Origin of the sequence: Acidovorax sp. Leaf191 (assembly GCF_001424425.1) — a bacterium.
In the GTDB taxonomy this organism is placed as follows: domain Bacteria; phylum Pseudomonadota; class Gammaproteobacteria; order Burkholderiales; family Burkholderiaceae_C; genus Acidovorax.
This window is the reverse complement of sequence record NZ_LMPT01000021.1, coordinates 1-16,229: the sequence shown is the minus strand read 5'-3', so window position 1 is coordinate 16,229 and position 16,229 is coordinate 1. Positions and strand designations below refer to the sequence as shown.

Here is a 16,229-nt window from a genome sequence, read left to right as displayed (position 1 = left end):
GGGGGAATTAATGGATGACAGGCCCCGGACTTTCTGCGAACCTGTCCAGGGATTGACCGGTCCGCCCGCCCAGTCGCACCATGCAGGTGCACACCAGCACCCAGACAGCGGCCCCATCGGCACCCGTGCCCCGCCCTGCGTCCGCCAACCTGGGAGCCACCGACCATGACCGCTGCCCCACCGCGCGAAGAACCTGTGGCACCCCTGGTGGCCGCAGTGTGCGGTGTGTGCCTCGCCATGGGGCTGGGCCTGCTGGCCTGGGCGCTGGCCAGCCACACCCTGACAACGCCCGTCCTGGCCGCGTTCGTCGTGGCCGGCCTGCTGCTGCTGGTGATCGCTGGCCTGCACTGGCGCCTGGCGCGGCGCACGCAGCGGCTGCAGGCGGATGCCGATGCTGCGCTGCAGGCAGCCCAGCGGGCCAGCGCGCAGTTGCTGGCCACGCTCGACATCCTGCCCGACGGGCTGGCCATCTACGACGCGGACGACCGCCTGGTGCTGTGCAACGCGCGCTACCGCGAGGTGGCGCCGGGCACCGACATGCCGCTGGCCTATGGCACCCGCTTCGAAGATGCCTTGCGCCGCGCCGCCAGCTCGGGCCAGATCATGGATGCCGTGCCGGACGTCGAGGCGTGGCTGGCCCGCCGCTTGGCGCGCCACCGCGCACCCACCGGGCCCGAAGTGCAGGAGGTGCGCGGCGACCGCTGGATGCAGCTGACCGAGCGCACGCTGGACGGCGGCGGCGTGGTCGTGCTGCGCAGCGACATCACCGACATCGTGCACAAGGAGCGCGCACTCAAGCAGGCGCTGCAGCACGCTGAACGCGCCGAGCGCAGCCTGCGCGAAGCGGTGGATGCGATGCCCGCGGGCCTGGAGATCTACGACGAGAACGACCGGCTGGTGCTGTGCAACGAGCACATGGCCCGCCTGCGCCCGCAGGTGCCGGTGCAGGCCATGCTGGGCCGCACCTACGAAGAGCTGCTGCGCGAAGGCCTGCGCCACGGCATCCCCGAAGAGGCCGCGGGGCAGGAAGAGCTGTGGCTGGCGCACGAGCTGGCGATCCGCGGCCACCGCCCCGGCCCCGAGGTGCGCCATTACCCCGGGGGCGCGTGGATGCACATGCACGAAAGCCGCACGCCATCGGGCATGACGGTGTGCGTGCGCCTCAACATCACCGACCTGATCGAGCAGCGCCAGGTGGCCGAGGCCGCCCGCCAGGAGAGCCTGCGCATCCGGCAACTGCTGGAGCGTGCCGTCGAGGCGCTGCCGGTCAGCATCGAGATCTTCGACGAGCAGGACCGGCTGGTGCTGTACAACCAGCAGCTGTCGCGCATGTACCCGCACATGAACTACGCCGAGCACCTGGGCAGCCACTTTGCCGACATCCTGCGGCATGCGGTGGACCGGGGGCTGATACCGTCCGCCCACGGCCGCGAGGAGGCCTGGATCGCAGAGCGCCTGTCCGAGCACGGCAGCCGCACCTCCACGCTGGTGCAGCGGCTGGCCGACGGCCGCTGGATCAACATCTACGAGACCCGCACACCCGAGAACTATGTGGTGGCGGTGCGCCTGGATATCACCGACCTGATCGAGCAGCGCCAGGCGCTGGAGGCCGCGCAAGAGGCCGCGCACTCTGCGCGCGAACTGCTGCAGGACGCGGTCGAATCGCTGCCCGAGGGCTTTGCCCTGTTCGACGCGGACGACAAGCTCGTGGTGTGCAACGCCCAGTACCGCAAGCTCTACCCCATCTCCGCTCCGGTGATCGTGCCCGGCACCACCTTTGAGCAGATTGCGCGCTACGGCGCAGAGCGTGGCCAGTACCTGGACGCCGTGGGCAACGAGGAGGCCTGGATCGCACAGCGTGTGGCCGACCACCGCGCCGCCAACCACGCGGTGCTGCAGCGCCTGCCAGAGGGCCGCTGGCTGCAGGCCGATGAGCGGCGCACGCCGCAGGGCGGCATCGCCGGCGTGCGCACCGAGGTGACCCAGCTCGTGCGCAAGGAACAGGAGCTGGCGGCCGCCAACGAAAAGCTGGCCCTGCTGTCCACCACCGACGGCGTCACCGGCATCGGCAACCGGCGCCGCTTCGACGAACGGCTGGCCACCGAATGGCTGCGGTGCGGCCGCCACCGGTCGCCACTGGCGGTGGTGCTGATCGACATCGACCACTTCAAGCTCTACAACGACCACTACGGCCACATCGCGGGCGACGAGTGCCTGCGCCGCGTGGCGCAGCTGCTGCAGGCCACCATCCGCCGGGCCGACGAGGTGGCCGCGCGCTATGGCGGCGAGGAGTTCGTGCTGCTGTTGCCCGACACGCTGCTGCCCGATGCCGCCACCGTGGCCCAGCGCTGCATGGACAGCCTGCGCGCCGCCGCCCTGCCCCATCCGCGCTCGCCCACGGCCGCCATGCTCACGCTGAGCCTCGGCGTGGCCAGCGTGGTGCCCCAGCCCGATGCAGGCTCGGACACCCTGGTGCAGGCCGCCGACGCCGCGCTCTACCGCGCCAAGCGCGCGGGACGCAACCGATTCGAGGTGTTCGCGCCGCCGCCCGCCGCACTCACTGCGGCACAAAGTCCGACGGGTACTTGAGCGAATCCACCAGCAGGTGCGGCATGCGCATGTGCAGGTTCAGCCCATGGGGCGGGATGGGCGCGGTGAACCACTTGTCGTACAGGCGGTGCAGCTCGCGCGCCTGGATGAGCCGGCGCAGTTCGGCATCCACCACGGCCTTGAGTTCGGGGTTGCCGCGCTCGAACGCGATGGCGTAGGGCTCGATGGTCATGGGCTTGCCGATGACTTTCAGGTCCTCCGGCCGGCTGTGGCTGGCGCGCAGGCCGAACAGCAGCACGTCGTCCATCGCAAAGCCTTCGACCTTGCCATCGACCACCCAGCCAAAGCCTTCGGCATGGTCCTTGGCGGGCTCGATCTTGACCCGCACCGATTTGGCCGCGGCCTCGCGCGCCAGGGAGTCGATGTTGGTCGTGCCCACGGTGGATGCCAGCGTCTTGCCATCGAGGTCTTCGATGCGCGAATACGGCTTGCCGCTTTGCACCACGATGCGCGACGAGGCGATGAAGTGCGCGATGGTGAAGGCCACGCGCTCACGGCGTGCCGCGGTGTTGGTGGTGGAGCCGCACTCCAGGTCCACCTCGCCCTTCTCGATGGCGTCGAACCGGTTGCCCGACGTGACCAGGCGGTAGGCCACCCGCGGCGCGGGCAACTTCAGATGGCGGCCCAGCGCCTGCGCGACCTGCAGGCACACGTCCACGCTGTACCCCATGGGCGTGCCATGGGCCACGTACGACATGGGCACGGACGACTCGCGGTGCCCGATGACCACCGTGCCGGTGGTGCGGATGCGATCGAGCGCGCGGCCTGGGGCCTGTGGTGCCGTGGAACCCCCTGCCACTACGCCCGCGGCAGGCTGGGCCTGAGCAGCACAGCCGGCCCAGGCCATAGCCAGCGCGGCACAGAGCGCTGCGGGTCTCAGCGGCTGCCGCAGGCCGGGAACGAAGTGGCGCATGGTGTTCAGCCCCGGCAGGATGCGGGCTGCGCCGCATCTCGGTAGGCATGCCGCGCCAATGCGCCGGCCAGCACCAGGGTGGGGTTGACCAGCGCCACACCCGGCAGGCGCGGGCTGTCGTTCAGCGCCAGCGGGATCTCGGTGCAGCCCATGATGAGCGTGGACACGTTGTGGCGCTGCTGCAGGGCCCGCGACACGGATTCGAAGCGGTCGCGCGCGAGGCGGTAGTTGCCGGCCTTCACGCCGTCGTAGATGCCCTGCATCAGCACGTCCTGCTCCGCCGCCGTGGGCACGAAGCACTCGATGCCGCTGCGTGCCAGTTCGCGCTGGTACAGGCCCGCGTCGTAGGCACCGCGGGTGGCCAGCAGGCCCACTCCCTGCACCTGTTGGGCAGCCAAGCCTGCCACCACTTCCTGCATGCCGTGCAGCACCACCATCTGCGGAAACCGCTGCTGCAGCAGGCCATGCCACGCGTGCGCCGTGTTGCAGGCAATGGCCACCACGCGCGCGCCCAGCGCGGCCAGCCGGCCGGTGGCCTGCAGCATGGGCTCGGCCGGCTGGTGCGCGCCCTCGCGCGTGTCGTTCAGCGCGGCCGTGCGGTCCGGAATGGGCACCTGGGCCAGCCAGTGCTCGGGGTAGGCCTGGTCGTGCACGGGGATGCCCAGGGCAGCCATGCGGTCGGTGCAGGCCTGCACGAACAGGCGTACGAAGTCGGCCCCCGCGGCAGGGCCCATGCCGCCGAGGATCCCCACCACCTGGGGCTGCGGGCTGTGGCTTGCAGACACTGGCATGCGCGCTCCGGTCCGTGCGTCAGATGGCGGGCTTGTCGCTCTGCGCGGCCAGGTTGTCGCGCAGCTCCTTGCTCATGGGCAGGCTCAGGTTCTGGTTGCGCGGGGGGACGGGCGAGTTGAACCACTTGGTGTAAAGCTTGTCGAAGTCGCCGGACTTCATCATCCCGCCGATCACGCCGTTGACCAGCGCCTGGAACTGCGGGTCGTCCTTGCGCAGCATGCAGGCATAGGGCTCGACCTGCAGCGAATCGCCCACCACCGTCCAGTCCGCCGGGTTGCGCATGTTGCCCATCAGGCCGAACAGCAGGATGTCGTCCATCGCGAAGGCCTCGGCGCGGCCGCTGTCCACCAGCAGCACGGCGTCGTCGTGGTCCTTGCCCAGCACGATGTCCATGTCCAGGTTGTTGTCGCGGTTGTACTTGCGGATCACCTGCGCGTTGGTGGTGCCCGAGGTGCTGGCCACCTTCTTCTTGGCCAGGTCGGCGTAGTTCTTCACGCCCGACGATTTCTTGGTCAGCAGGCGCGTGCCGGTGTAGAAATAGTTGATGGCGAATTGCACGTCCTTGCCGCGCGTGCTGTTGTTGGTGGTGGAGCCGCACTCCAGGTCGATGGTGCCGTTTTGCAGCAGTGGAATGCGGTTTTGCGACGTGACCGCCTGCAGGTCCACCTTCAGGGCCGGGTTGTTCACGCGCTTTTTCACCGCATCGACCACGGCGTTGGTGATGTCCACCGCAAAGCCCACCGGTGCGCCGGGGCCCGCCAGGTAGCTGAAGGGCACCGACGACTCGCGGTAGGCCACGGTGATCTTGCCCGACTCGGCCACCTTCTTGAGGGTGTCGGCCTGGGCCACGGTGCAGGCCAGCAGGCCGGTGGCAACAACGAAGGCGGCGGAGGTGACGGCAGAGAGCTTCATGGAAATCCCTTTGTGCAAAACGATGGGCAGTGAATGGACGTGGCGCGACCGAAAAAAGCCGGGGAGCCGGATCACACTGACACGGAAAAAATCCAGTGACCGCGTGAACCGGCACATGCAAAAAACCGGAACGCAGGTGCACTGTAGGAACTTGCGCCGCCCTTGAACAATTCATTTGCACAGGTAGGCCATGACCAAAAGTTATGCCGCCAGTTTGGTGCAGGCAGCCGCACCATCCAAGTGCCATTTCCTGGCCCCGCAGGCCCACCTTGCGCATCCGCGCACCTCGTCGGGCGGTGCACATAACTTCCCGGCATGGCCACCGGCGGCATTGGCATTGTTCAGGCGGGGGCCCGCGCCCTACAGTGGCCTCGAGTCCCGCACCCCATCCTTCCATCCCTTCAACACCCCGTCCCACCCAATGCAGGTATGTGTTCTCGGCGCCGGCATCGTCGGCCTGGCCACCGCGTATGAACTCCACCAGCGCGGCATGGCCGTGACCGTGGTCGACCAGGCCCAGCCCGGCGCTGGCGCCAGCGGCGGCAACGGCGCGCAACTGAGCTACAGCTACGTGCAGCCGCTGGCGGATGCCGGCATCTGGCGCCAGTTGCCCAAGCTGCTGCTGTCGCCCCAGTCCCCCCTGAAGCTGCGGCCGCAGTGGGATGTGCACCAGTGGCGCTGGGGCGTGGATTTCTTGCGTGCGTGCAACCGGCACACGTCGGAGCAGAGCACGCGGCAACTGCTCGCCCTCGCCGCGCTGAGCCGCCATCACTTCGACGCCATGCTGCAGGCCGAAAAACTGGAGTGCGACTTCTCGACCACCGGCAAACTGGTGCTGTACGACACGCCCGCGGCCTTGGCCGCCGCGCGCCGCCAGATGGACCTGCAGCAGCCCTGGGGCAGCCCGCAGGAAGCCGTATCCGCCACGCGCTGCGTGGAGCTCGAACCCGCCCTCGCGCACTACCAGGGCCGCATCGCCGGTGCGATCCACACGCCCAGCGAATGCGCGGCCGACTGCCTCAAGGTCTGCCTGGGCCTGCAGCAACGGCTGGCAGAGCGCGGCGTGCGCTTCGTGCTGGGAGCCCGGGTGACCGGCTTTGCGCGCGAGGGCGGGCGCATCGTGGCCGCCCGCACCAGCGCCGGTGACGTCGAAGCGCAGCAGTTCGTCCTGGCCCTGGGCAGCGCCAGCCACCAGGCCGCGCAGACCCTGGGGTTTGGCCTGCCCGTCTACCCGCTCAAGGGCTACAGCATCACCCTGGACACCACGGACGCACCCCGCACCGCCCCCCACGTCAGCGTGACCGATGCGGCGCGCAAGGTGGTGTTCGCGCGCATCGGCCAGCGCCTGCGCGTGGCGGGCATGGCCGAGCTGGTAGGGCACGACGACCACATCCCGCCCGCCCGCATCCAGAGCCTGTGCGAGGCGGCCCGTGCGGTCTTTCCGGGCTGCAGCGACTTCGGGCGACTGCACCCCTGGACCGGCATGCGCCCGGCCACCCCCACCGGGGTGCCGCTGGTGGGGCCGCACACCCGTGCGCCGGACAACCTGCTGCTCAACACCGGGCACGGGGCCCTGGGCTTCACGCTCGCGTTCGGCACGGCAGCGCAGCTGGCGCAGCGGCTCGCACCCGCCTGATGCGCCTGATGCATGCGCCGGCGTCAGGCCGCGCACTGCACTACCGCATCACTCGGCCACCGGCACGCCCACGGACGCCATGGTCTCGGCCACCGCCTGTCGCATGCAGCGCGTCATGGCACTGGCCAGCAGCGAGCTGGGCCGGTTGACGGTGCGCAGCGACTTGATGGGCACGGCGATGTGGGGTGCCAGCGCCAGCACATCGACCTTGCTGCGGTCCGCTGAGGCGGCGGTGCACGCATCCACCACCGCCACCGCGTGCCCGTGGTGCGCCAGCGCCAGCGCGGCGTGGTAGGTCTGCACGGTAATGGCGGTGTTGAGCCCCACCCCCGCTTCACGGCACGCGTGGCTGACCACCGTGCCGATGGGGTCGCGCACATCCAGCCGCACCACGGGCGTCTCCGCCAGGTCGGCCAGGTGCACGGTGCCGGACTGCACCAGCGCCGCCGCGAGCATGCCCTTGGGCGCCACGCACAGCATGCGCCCGTCGGCCAGATGCTCCTGCGTGAGCGAGGGGTGCGCCACCGCGCTGAACACAAAGCCCACGTCGGCCTCCTGCAGCACCAGGGCCGAGATGATCTGCGGCGAATGCAGCGCATCGATGGTGATCACCACGTCCGGATGCGCCTGCCGAAAGAACCGCAGCGCGCGCGGCAGCACTTCGTAGCTGAGTGCCAGCACGCTCAGGATGTGCAACTCGCCCTCGCGCCGGCCACCCTTCAGGCTGTTGGCCAGCCGCTGCACGTCGTCGAGCTGGGTGAACAGGCGCTCGATGTGCGGGTACAGCGTCTGCGCCTCGGTGGTAGGCACCAGGCGGCCCTTCAAGCGGTTGAAGAGCGGAAAGCCCAGCTGCAGTTCGGCGTGCGCCAGGATGCGGCTCACCGCCGGCTGGGTCACGTTGATGAGGCGGGCCGCCGCGCTCACGCTGCCGGTGAGCATGACGGCGTTGAAGACTTCAATGTGGCGAAGGCGCATGGGGTGACGATGCAAGGAATGGGCCGGTTGCGCAATACCGGATGATCCTATGGTTGGCGGGCGGGATCGCGTTCATGCGGTTGCGCACCGGGATGCAGGCGCTGGCGATTCCGCTGCTTCGGCGCACGCCGGCCCTCCCCTGGCTCACATCACCCCAAAACCCCCGACACCAGCCGGACCACCCGCCCGCACCTCGCGGCCAGCGACTCGTCGTGGGTGACCATGACGAACGCGGTGCCATGGTCGCGCGCCAGCTGCAGCATCAGCTCGAACACGCCATCGGCGGTCGACCTGTCGAGGTTGCCCGTGGGCTCATCGGCCAGCACGCACGCCGGCCGGGTGACCAATGCCCGGGCGATGGCGACCCGCTGGCGCTCGCCGCCGGAGAGTTCGGCGGGGCGGTGGTGCACGCGCTCCCTGAGGCCCACCGACGCGAGCACCTGGGCGGCCTGCTCGTGGGCCTGGGCGTCGGGCATGCGGCGGATGCGCAGGGGCATCGCCACGTTGTCCAGCGCGCTGAACTCCGGCAGCAGGTGGTGGAACTGGTAGATGAAGCCCAGGTGCTGGTTGCGCAGCTGGCCCTGGCGCTCGGCCGACAGAGACGACATGGCCTCGCCTTTCAGGCGCACGCTGCCCGCGGTGGGCGCGTCCAGGCCGCCCAGAAGGTGCAGCAAGGTGCTCTTGCCCGAGCCCGATGCGCCGACGATGGCCACGGTCTCGCCCGCGCGGATCTGCAGATCCACGCCCTTGAGCACGGTCACGTCGAGCCGGCCTTCGGTGAAGCGCTTGGTCAGGCCCTTGGCTTCCAGCACCACGGCGCCCGCAGCAGGGGCGGCGTGGCCGGTGTCGTTGTTGTAGTTGTTGTTCTTGTCACTCATAGCGCAGCGCCTCGGCAGGGTTCACACGGCTGGCGCGCCAGCTGGGGTACAGGGTGGCCACGAAGGCCAGCACCAGCGAGATGAGCCCGATGGGCACGATGTCGCTGCTTTGCGGCTCGCTGGGCATCTTGCTGATGAGGTAGATGTCCTTGGGCAGGAAGCTCGCGTTCAGGGCCTTTTCGATGGCCGGGACGATCACGTCGATGTTGAAGGCGATACCCAGGCCGAGCAGCAGGCCCACCGCGGTGCCGATCACGCCGACCATGGCGCCTTGCACCACGAAGATGCCCATGATGCTTTTGGGGCTGGCGCCCAGGGTGCGCAGGATGGCGATGTCGGCGCGCTTGTCGGTCACTGTCATCACCAGGGTAGAGACCAGGTTGAACGCAGCCACCGCCACGATGAGCGTGAGGATGATGAACATCATGCGCTTTTCAAGCTGCACGGCGGCGAACCAGGTGCGGTTTTGCTGTGTCCAGTCGCGCACCAGCAGCATGCCGCTCAGGCTGTTGGCCAGTTGCTGCGCCACTTCGCGGGCCTGGTGCAGGTCCTTGAGCTTCAGGCGCACGCCGGTGGGGCCTTCCAGCCGGAAGATGCGCTGCGCGTCCTCGTGGTGCAGCAGCACCAGGGCCGAGTCGTATTCGTAGTGGCCCGAGTCGAAGGTGCCCGCCACCGTCATCTGCTTGAGGCGCGGCACCACGCCCGCCGGGGTGACCTGCCCTGCGGGGGCGATCAGCGTGACCACATCGCCAGCGCGCACACCCAGGGCACGGGCCAGCTCGCCGCCCAGCACCACCCGGAATTCTCCGGGCACGAGCAGGTTGAGCGTCTTTTCATTGGTGGCCGCCAGGTCGGTCACCGCGCCTTCCAGCGCCGGGTCGATGCCCCGCACAAGCGCGCCCTTCATGTCCTCGCCGCGCGCCAGCAGCGCCTGGGCCGAGACGAACGGCGCGGCGCCCACCACATTGGGGTTCTTCTTGGCCTCGGCCAGCGTGAGCGCCGGGTCGGGCAGCGCGGCCCCCTGGGGCGCAAAGATCTCGATGTGCGAGACCACGCTGAGCATGCGGTCGCGCACTTCCTTCTGAAAGCCGTTCATCACCGACAGCACGATGATGAGGGCGGCCACCCCGAGCGCGATGCCCAGCATGGACACGCCCGAGATGAACGAGATGAAGCCGTTGCGCCGGGTGGCGCGGCCGGCGCGGGTGTAGCGCCAGCCCAGGGCCAGTTCGTAAGGGATTTTCATGGATCAAAAAGAAGAGGCCCCGGCAGCGCGGAATGTCTGGTCGGGGCGGGGCAGATTGTGGCATCCCGGACAATAGGGGGATGTCGGACACCACCCATTTGCTCATTCCCTATGCCGCAAGCGCTTCCGAGGGATGCCAGCAAGCCCTGCAGGACCTGGCCCTGCCCCACCTGGACAGGCTCCTGGCCCGGCTCAGCCCCCTCCCCGCATTGAGCGACAACGGCGAAGACACCAGCTTTTCCACGCCCCATGAACGCGCCCTGGCGCGCGACCTGGGCCTGCCCGCGCAGGACGGCCGCATCCCGTGGGCCGCCTGGTACCGCCACCAGCAGGGCCTGGCCGCCGACGGACAGGCGTGGGCGTTCTTCACGCCCTGCCAGTGGCAGGTCACCACCGACCACGTCACCCTGCGCGACCCTGAAACGCTGGGCCTGGACGAGGCGGCGTCGCGCGCGCTGCTGGCCATCGTCTCGCCCTGGTTTGCCGAAGACGGCATCACGCTGCATTACGACCAGCCCACACGCTGGCTGGCCAGCGGCGCGCTGTTTGCGCAGCTCGCCACCGCATCGCTCGAGCGTGTGCTGCTGCGCGATGTGCGCGCCTGGATGCCCGACGCCCGTGCCGAGCCCGCTGCCCGCACCCTGCACCGACTGCACAGCGAGATGCAGATGCTGCTCTACACCCATGCCTTCAACGACGAGCGATCGGCGCGCGAGCTGCCGGTGGTCAACTCGTTCTGGGTCCATGGCGCGGGTGTGCTGCCAGAGGCCTTGCCCCCGGCCGCATCCAAGGCCGTGAACCCCACCCTGCCCACCACCTTGCGCGACGCCGCACTGCGCGACGATTGGCGCGCCTGGCGCACGGCGTGGGCCGCGCTCGACGCAGGCCCCGTGGCCGACCTGCTGCGCCAGGCCGAGGCCGGCACCCCCGTGCAACTCACGCTGTGCGGCGAGCGCAGCGCCCTGGCCTTTCATTCCGCCCCGCGCACGCTCACCCAGCGCATTCAAGGCTTTTTCAAGCCCTCCCGCTTTATGGACCTGCGCAACCAGCTATGAAAATAATAGCAAGAGACATTCCCCCCCGTGCCGCCTGGGCGCTGGAGCAGGCCGGCGTGCACCCGCTGCTGGCGCGCCTGTACGCAGCGCGTGGCGTGCGGGCCAAGGACGAACTGGACGACGGCCTGGCCCGGCTGCTGCCGCCCAGCGGCGAACACGGGCTCAAGGGCATTGGCGACGCCGCCCGCCTGCTGGCCGACGCCATGGCGCAGAACCAGCGCCTGGTGATCGTGGCCGACTACGACTGCGACGGCGCCACCGCCTGCGCCGTGGGCGTGCGCGGCCTGCGCATGCTGGGCGCGCAGCAGGTGGACTACCTGGTGCCCGACCGCGTGACGGACGGCTATGGCCTCACGCCCAGCATCGCGCGCCGCGTGAAGGAGCGCGGGGCCGATGTGCTGATCACCGTGGACAACGGCATCGCCAGCGTGGACGGCGTGGCCGAAGCCAAGGCGCTGGGCCTGACCGTGGTCGTCACCGACCACCACTTGCCGGGCCCCGCGCTGCCGGCGGCCGACGCCATCGTCAACCCCAACCAGCCCGGCTGCACGTTCGAGAGCAAGTCCATGGCCGGCGTGGGCGTGATGTTCTACGTGCTGCTGGCGCTGCGGGCCGAGTTGCGGGCGCGGGGTGTTTTTGATGCGGCCACCCAACCCAAGCTGGACCCGTTGTTGACTCTCGTGGCGCTGGGCACGGTGGCCGATGTGGTCCGGCTCGACGCCAACAACCGCCGCCTGGTCGCCCAGGGCCTCAAGCGCATCCGCGCGGGCCAGATGCCCGCCGGGGTGGCGGCGCTGTTCCACGCCGCGGGCCGCAAGGCGCCCGTCGCCACCACGTTCGACTTCGGCTTTGCGTTGGGCCCGCGCATCAACGCCGCAGGCCGCCTGGCGGACATGACACTGGGCATCGAATGCCTGCTGACCGACGATGCGGGCCGCGCTGCCGAACTGGCCGCCACGCTCGACGGCATCAACCGTGAGCGCCGCGAGATCGAGGGCGGCATGCGCGAGCAGGCGATGCTGATGGCCGAGAGCCTGTTCGACGACAGCGAGGAGCCGCCACCCGCCATCAGCGTGTTCGACCCCGATTTTCACGAAGGCGTGGTGGGCATCGTGGCCAGCCGCATCAAGGACAAACTGCACCGCCCCACGTTCGTGTTTGCCGCCAGCAGCGCGCCGGGCAAATCGCACGAGCTCAAGGGCTCGGGCCGCTCCATCCCGGGCTTTCACCTGCGCGATGCGCTGGACCTGGTGGCCAAGCGCCACCCGGGCGTGCTGCTGAAGTTCGGGGGGCACGCCATGGCGGCGGGCTGCACGGTGGATGCGGACTCGTTCGACACCTTCGAGCAGGCACTGGCCCAGGTGGCGCAGGAGTGGCTCGATGCCTCCACCCTCACCCGCCGCATCGAGACGGACGGCCCGCTGTCGGCGGAGTACTGCCGCGCCGACATCGTGGACACCCTGCACCGCGAGGTCTGGGGCCAGGGCTTCTTGCCACCCACGTTCAGCGAAGAAGTGCAGATCGTGAGCCAGCGCCTCGTGGGCGAGGCCAAGAACCATTTGTCGATCAAGCTCATGCACCAGGGCAATCCCGTCGACGCGATCTGGTTCGGGCACACCGAGCAGCTGCCTGCGCGGGTGCTGCTGGCGTTTCGGCTGGATGTGAACGAGTGGAAGGGGGAGCGCAAGGTGCAGTTTTTGGTGGAGGGCGCTGAAACTTAGGGGCATCCCCCTGAGGCGCTTCGCGCCATCCCCCTTCTCTCGAATCGCTGCGCGATTCGGGAAGGGGGACGCAGCCAGCGCGGCGGGGCGGCCCTTGCGCGGCTGCCGCTGGCTTGCGCTGCGACAGTGGCTAAGGTTTTTTGGCGATTCCGGTATCCGCAGCATACAAACGCCCGTTGACAAGGTCGGGTGTGGTCGGCGAGGCGGATATTGACGTCTGTTCGGTGAAGTACCAAAAGCAAAGGCAGCCAGGGCTGCCTTTGTTTCTTCGTCTGTGTGTTTGACTTTGGAAGCTTGCGCCAACAACATTCATAATTTTTAGAAGCTCTCCCAGTCGTCATCCCCTCCCTGCGCGGTAGCACGGGGCGCGGGTGATGGAGCGGCTGCGCGAGGGGCTGCAGGGGCGGTTGACGACGCGAGCCGGGGCGCGGCTGGCGCCTTGGCGTTTGCGCTGGCAGGCTTGGACGGTGCGGCGACGCGTGCGGCAGGCGCGGCGGCCTTGACCGCGGCGGCAGGCCTGGGCGCGGCGGGTGCGGGGCGTGGTGCCGGGGCGGGGGCCTGCACAGCCATAGCGCCGACGTTGAATACCGACACCACTTCGGCCAGTCGTTGCGCCTGGTCGCGCATTGAGGTGGCTGCGGCTGTCGATTCCTCCACCAGCGCTGCGTTCTGCTGGGTCATCTGATCGAGGTGCGTCACGGCCTGGTTGACCTGCGCAATCCCGTCGCGTTGCTCGGTGGACGATGCGGTGATCTCGCCGATCAGATCGCTCACGCGCTGCACGCTCGCCACGATCTCCTGCATGGTCTGCCCGGCCTGGGCCACCTGGGCCGAGCCGGATTCCACGTTCTGCACCGAGGCACCGATGAGTGCCTTGATCTCCTTGGCGGCTTCGGCGCTGCGCCCGGCCAGGCTGCGCACTTCGCTGGCCACCACCGCAAAGCCCCGGCCTTGCTCGCCRGCGCGGGCTGCTTCCACCGCGGCGTTCAGTGCCAGGATGTTGGTCTGGAAGGCGATGCCGTCGATCACGCCGATGATGTCGTTGATCTTTTTGCTGCTGTGGTGATCTGCTGCATGCTGGTCACCACCTGGCCNGCGCGGGCTGCTTCCACCGCGGCGTTCAGTGCCAGGATGTTGGTCTGGAAGGCGATGCCGTCGATCACGCCGATGATGTCGTTGATCTTTTTGCTGCTGTCGGTGATCTGCTGCATGCTGGTCACCACCTGGCCCACCACTTCGCCGCCGCGCGCTGCAGCCTGGGCTGCGGTGCTGGCCAGCTGGTTGGCCTGGCGGGCGGTGTCGGCCGACTGGCTCACGGTGGCAGTCAGCTGCTCCATGCTGGCCGCGGTCTCCTCCAGGTTGGAGGCCGTCTGCTCGGTGCGGGCCGACAGGTCGTGGTTGCCGTTGGCGATCTCCACCGATGCCGAGGACACGGAATTGACGCCCGTGCGCACCTCGCCCACCACGCCGCGCAAACGTTCGGACATGGCCGACAGCGCGCGGGTGAGAAGAGCCCTTTGAGGGCTCTTTTTTCATNGTTGGCGATCTCCACCGATGCCGAGGACACGGAATTGACGCCCGTGCGCACCTCGCCCACCACGCCGCGCAAACGTTCGGACATGGCCGACAGCGCGCGCAGCATGTGGCCGAATTCGTCCTTGCGGGTGGACTGGATCTCGCGCGTGAGGTCGCCTGCGGCAATGGCGTCGATGTTCTCGACCGCCTGGTTCAGCGGCACGGTGATGGAGTGCACCAGCTTCCACGCCAGGAACAAGCCCACCGCCATCAGCACGAGCGAGGTGACGATGCCCCAGATGGCGTACTCCACGCGGCGCGCGGTGGCGTCGGCACGGATGGCATCGCGGCGCTTTTCCAGCGTGGCCACGAAGTCGTCCTGGGCCTTGAGGTACTTGGTGACCAGGGGCGCGAACTCGTCGTCCGCAAACTTCTGGGTCGCCACGGCATCGCCTGCGCCCTTGAGCTCCCAGGTCTTGGCGGTGGCGGCCAGCACGGCCTTGCGCGCGTCCAGCACCTTGTCGAGCGATGCCTTTTCTTCCGGCGCGGTGGCCGTGGCGACGATGCTTTCCTGCACCTTGTTGATGGAGCCGATGATTTCCTTGACCTTGGCGCCGTACTGCTCGGCCAGCACCGCGTCGGTGGTCACCGCGCCGCCCATGACCATGGTGACCGCGGTTTCAGTGGAGCCCCGCCAGCGCACGGCCGACGAGATGCGTGCCTCGATCTCCACCACCGCATCAATGGCGGCAGACATGGACGTGTTGGCCCGGTTCTGCGCAAAGCCCGAGAGCAGCAGCATGCCGATCATCAGGCCCAGAAATGCGCCCCACAGCTTGCGGGAGACGCGGATATTGTCGAATTGCATGGTTTTTCCCTGGTGGATCTGTTGTGTGTTCATGCAAGGCGCGGCTCGCCCGGAAACATTCGATTACATCAGCAACAACCCATAGCCTACGCCAGCCAGGCACCCTCTTGCGCCAGCCATTCACCGGGAGAAACCCGCATTCAGAAACCCCGGGAACGGCAGACAGACGCTGGCCGCGCGCCCGAGTCGCAGGCGGCCTACCGAGCCTGCCGGTGACAGCGCACGGGCTGGGTTTCGCTAAAAATTGCCGCTACCGCACGGCTGATCTGCGCCAGCAGCTATCAATTCGGTAGCGGCCAGGGCCGCCATCCGGGATCGGGCGCCCTGTCAGAAGCTTTCCCAGTCATCGTCGTTGCCTCCTGCTGTCGCACGGGGTGCCGGTGCGTTGGATGGGGCCGTTGCGGTCCCTGCGGCCTTGGATGCCGAGGCGGGCTTGGAAGACGCCAGCCGCGGCGCTGCCGGGGCTTTGGTGGCGGGGGGCCGGGCGGTAGAGGCGGCCGCGGCAGGTTTGGCTCCAGTGCCGCCTATGCGGGGCGTGGCTGAAGATGCCGGCCGGGGTGCTGCCGCAGGGGCGGGCCGGGAGGCCTGGGGTGACGGGGCGGGTGCATGCACCGCCATCGCACCCACGTTGAACACCGACACCACTTCGGCCAGACGCTGCGCCTGGTCGCGCATCGAGGTAGCTGCGGCTGTCGATTCCTCCACCAGCGCCGCATTCTGCTGCGTCATCTGATCAAGGTGCGTGACCGCCTGGTTCACCTGCGCAATGCCGTCGCGTTGCTCGGTGGACGATGCCGTGATCTCGCCGATCAGGTCGCTCACGCGCTGCACGCTGGCCACGATCTCCTGCATGGTCTGCCCCGCCTGGGCCACCTGGGCCGAGCCCGATTCGACGTTCTGCACCGAGGCGCCGATGAGTGCCTTGATTTCCTTGGCCGCCTCTGCACTGCGCCCGGCCAGGCTGCGCACTTCGCTGGCCACCACCGCAAAGCCGCGGCCTTGCTCGCCAGCGCGGGCTGCTTCCACCGCGGCGTTCAGTGCCAGGATGTTGGTCTGGAAGGCGATGCCGTCGATCACGCCGATGATGTCGTTGATCTTTTTGCTGCTG

General features: G+C 68.8%; 12 protein-coding genes and 2 pseudogenes. 4 read left to right on the top strand and 10 right to left on the bottom strand.

From position 1 onward, the window contains the following. Window positions 1-165 precede the first annotated feature (165 nt). Window positions 166-2,589 (top strand): sensor domain-containing diguanylate cyclase, encoded by a 2,424-nt coding sequence (locus ASG27_RS21540; RefSeq protein ID WP_056420680.1) that lies wholly within the window; start codon window positions 166-168, stop codon window positions 2,587-2,589. Here the strand turns inward: ASG27_RS21540 and ASG27_RS21535 are convergent. The 3 genes from ASG27_RS21535 to ASG27_RS21525 form a co-directional block, all read right to left on the bottom strand. Continuing rightward, on the bottom strand, window positions 2,558-3,409 hold the full coding sequence (locus tag ASG27_RS21535) for an amino acid ABC transporter substrate-binding protein (protein WP_235504227.1): 852 nt from the start codon (window positions 3,407-3,409) through the stop codon (window positions 2,558-2,560). The two genes, ASG27_RS21540 and ASG27_RS21535, sit on opposite strands and share 32 nt — an antisense overlap. A gap of 119 nt (window positions 3,410-3,528) precedes the next feature. Next, window positions 3,529-4,314, bottom strand: coding sequence for an aspartate/glutamate racemase family protein (locus tag ASG27_RS21530; protein ID WP_056420677.1), 786 nt, complete (start codon window positions 4,312-4,314; stop codon window positions 3,529-3,531). Window positions 4,315-4,333: 19 nt separating this feature from the next. Then, window positions 4,334-5,227 carry an amino acid ABC transporter substrate-binding protein gene (locus ASG27_RS21525; RefSeq protein WP_056420675.1) on the bottom strand — a complete coding sequence of 298 codons (894 nt, stop codon included), beginning with the start codon at window positions 5,225-5,227 and terminating at the stop codon, window positions 4,334-4,336. 421 nt (window positions 5,228-5,648) lie between these two features. Between ASG27_RS21525 and ASG27_RS21520 the strand changes: the two genes are divergently transcribed. Beyond that, window positions 5,649-6,863, top strand: a complete 1,215-nt coding sequence (locus ASG27_RS21520; RefSeq protein ID WP_056420672.1) for a D-amino acid dehydrogenase — start codon at window positions 5,649-5,651, stop codon at window positions 6,861-6,863. Window positions 6,864-6,911: 48 nt separating this feature from the next. Here ASG27_RS21520 and ASG27_RS21515 read toward each other — a convergent pair whose 3' ends face one another. The 3 genes from ASG27_RS21515 to ASG27_RS21505 all read right to left on the bottom strand — a co-directional run bounded on the left by ASG27_RS21515 (window position 6,912) and on the right by ASG27_RS21505 (window position 9,962). After that, complete coding sequence (locus ASG27_RS21515) at window positions 6,912-7,838, bottom strand: LysR family transcriptional regulator (protein WP_056420667.1); 927 nt, start codon at window positions 7,836-7,838, stop codon at window positions 6,912-6,914. 149 nt (window positions 7,839-7,987) lie between these two features. After that, the gene (gene lolD, locus ASG27_RS21510) at window positions 7,988-8,716 is read right to left on the bottom strand and encodes a lipoprotein-releasing ABC transporter ATP-binding protein LolD (protein ID WP_235504107.1); all 729 of its coding nucleotides are present in this window, start codon (window positions 8,714-8,716) and stop codon (window positions 7,988-7,990) included. Next, window positions 8,709-9,962, bottom strand: a complete 1,254-nt coding sequence (locus ASG27_RS21505) for a lipoprotein-releasing ABC transporter permease subunit (protein WP_056420665.1) — start codon at window positions 9,960-9,962, stop codon at window positions 8,709-8,711. The genes lolD and ASG27_RS21505 overlap by 8 nt, the downstream gene beginning before the upstream one ends. 80 nt (window positions 9,963-10,042) lie before the next feature. Here ASG27_RS21505 and ASG27_RS21500 point away from each other — a divergent pair, with 80 nt between their 5' ends. Next, on the top strand, window positions 10,043-11,017 hold the full coding sequence (locus tag ASG27_RS21500; protein ID WP_056420662.1) for a hypothetical protein: 975 nt from the start codon (window positions 10,043-10,045) through the stop codon (window positions 11,015-11,017). Then, on the top strand, window positions 11,014-12,738 hold the full coding sequence (gene recJ, locus ASG27_RS21495) for a single-stranded-DNA-specific exonuclease RecJ (RefSeq protein ID WP_056420660.1): 1,725 nt from the start codon (window positions 11,014-11,016) through the stop codon (window positions 12,736-12,738). Before ASG27_RS21500 ends, recJ begins: the two co-directional genes overlap by 4 nt. 318 nt (window positions 12,739-13,056) lie before the next feature. On the opposite strand, the pseudogene ASG27_RS21490 reads toward recJ, so the two are convergent. The 4 genes and pseudogenes from ASG27_RS21490 to ASG27_RS21480 all read right to left on the bottom strand — a co-directional run. Next, window positions 13,057-13,832: pseudogene (locus ASG27_RS21490) on the bottom strand (methyl-accepting chemotaxis protein); the annotation flags it as partial. Between the two features lies 1 nt (window position 13,833). Continuing rightward, window positions 13,834-14,240, bottom strand: a pseudogene (locus ASG27_RS27190) (methyl-accepting chemotaxis protein); the annotation flags it as partial. A 35-nt stretch (window positions 14,241-14,275) separates the two neighbouring features. Then, on the bottom strand, window positions 14,276-15,121 hold an 846-nt coding region (locus ASG27_RS21485), incomplete at its 3' end, for an MCP four helix bundle domain-containing protein (RefSeq protein ID WP_156388148.1). Window positions 15,122-15,448: 327 nt separating this feature from the next. Next, window positions 15,449-16,229 (bottom strand): methyl-accepting chemotaxis protein (locus tag ASG27_RS21480; RefSeq protein ID WP_235504106.1); only part of this gene is annotated, 781 nt, incomplete at its 5' end.

Coding starts and splice junctions, on each gene's coding strand:
- ASG27_RS21540 (WP_056420680.1), top strand. CDS start 166: ATGACCGCTGCCCCACCGCGCGAAGAACCTGTGGCACCCCTGGTGGCC.
- ASG27_RS21530 (WP_056420677.1), bottom strand. CDS start 4,314: ATGCCAGTGTCTGCAAGCCACAGCCCGCAGCCCCAGGTGGTGGGGATC.
- ASG27_RS21525 (WP_056420675.1), bottom strand. CDS start 5,227: ATGAAGCTCTCTGCCGTCACCTCCGCCGCCTTCGTTGTTGCCACCGGC.
- ASG27_RS21520 (WP_056420672.1), top strand. CDS start 5,649: ATGCAGGTATGTGTTCTCGGCGCCGGCATCGTCGGCCTGGCCACCGCG.
- ASG27_RS21515 (WP_056420667.1), bottom strand. CDS start 7,838: ATGCGCCTTCGCCACATTGAAGTCTTCAACGCCGTCATGCTCACCGGC.
- lolD (WP_235504107.1), bottom strand. CDS start 8,716: ATGAGTGACAAGAACAACAACTACAACAACGACACCGGCCACGCCGCC.
- ASG27_RS21505 (WP_056420665.1), bottom strand. CDS start 9,962: ATGAAAATCCCTTACGAACTGGCCCTGGGCTGGCGCTACACCCGCGCC.
- ASG27_RS21500 (WP_056420662.1), top strand. CDS start 10,043: ATGTCGGACACCACCCATTTGCTCATTCCCTATGCCGCAAGCGCTTCC.
- recJ (WP_056420660.1), top strand. CDS start 11,014: ATGAAAATAATAGCAAGAGACATTCCCCCCCGTGCCGCCTGGGCGCTG.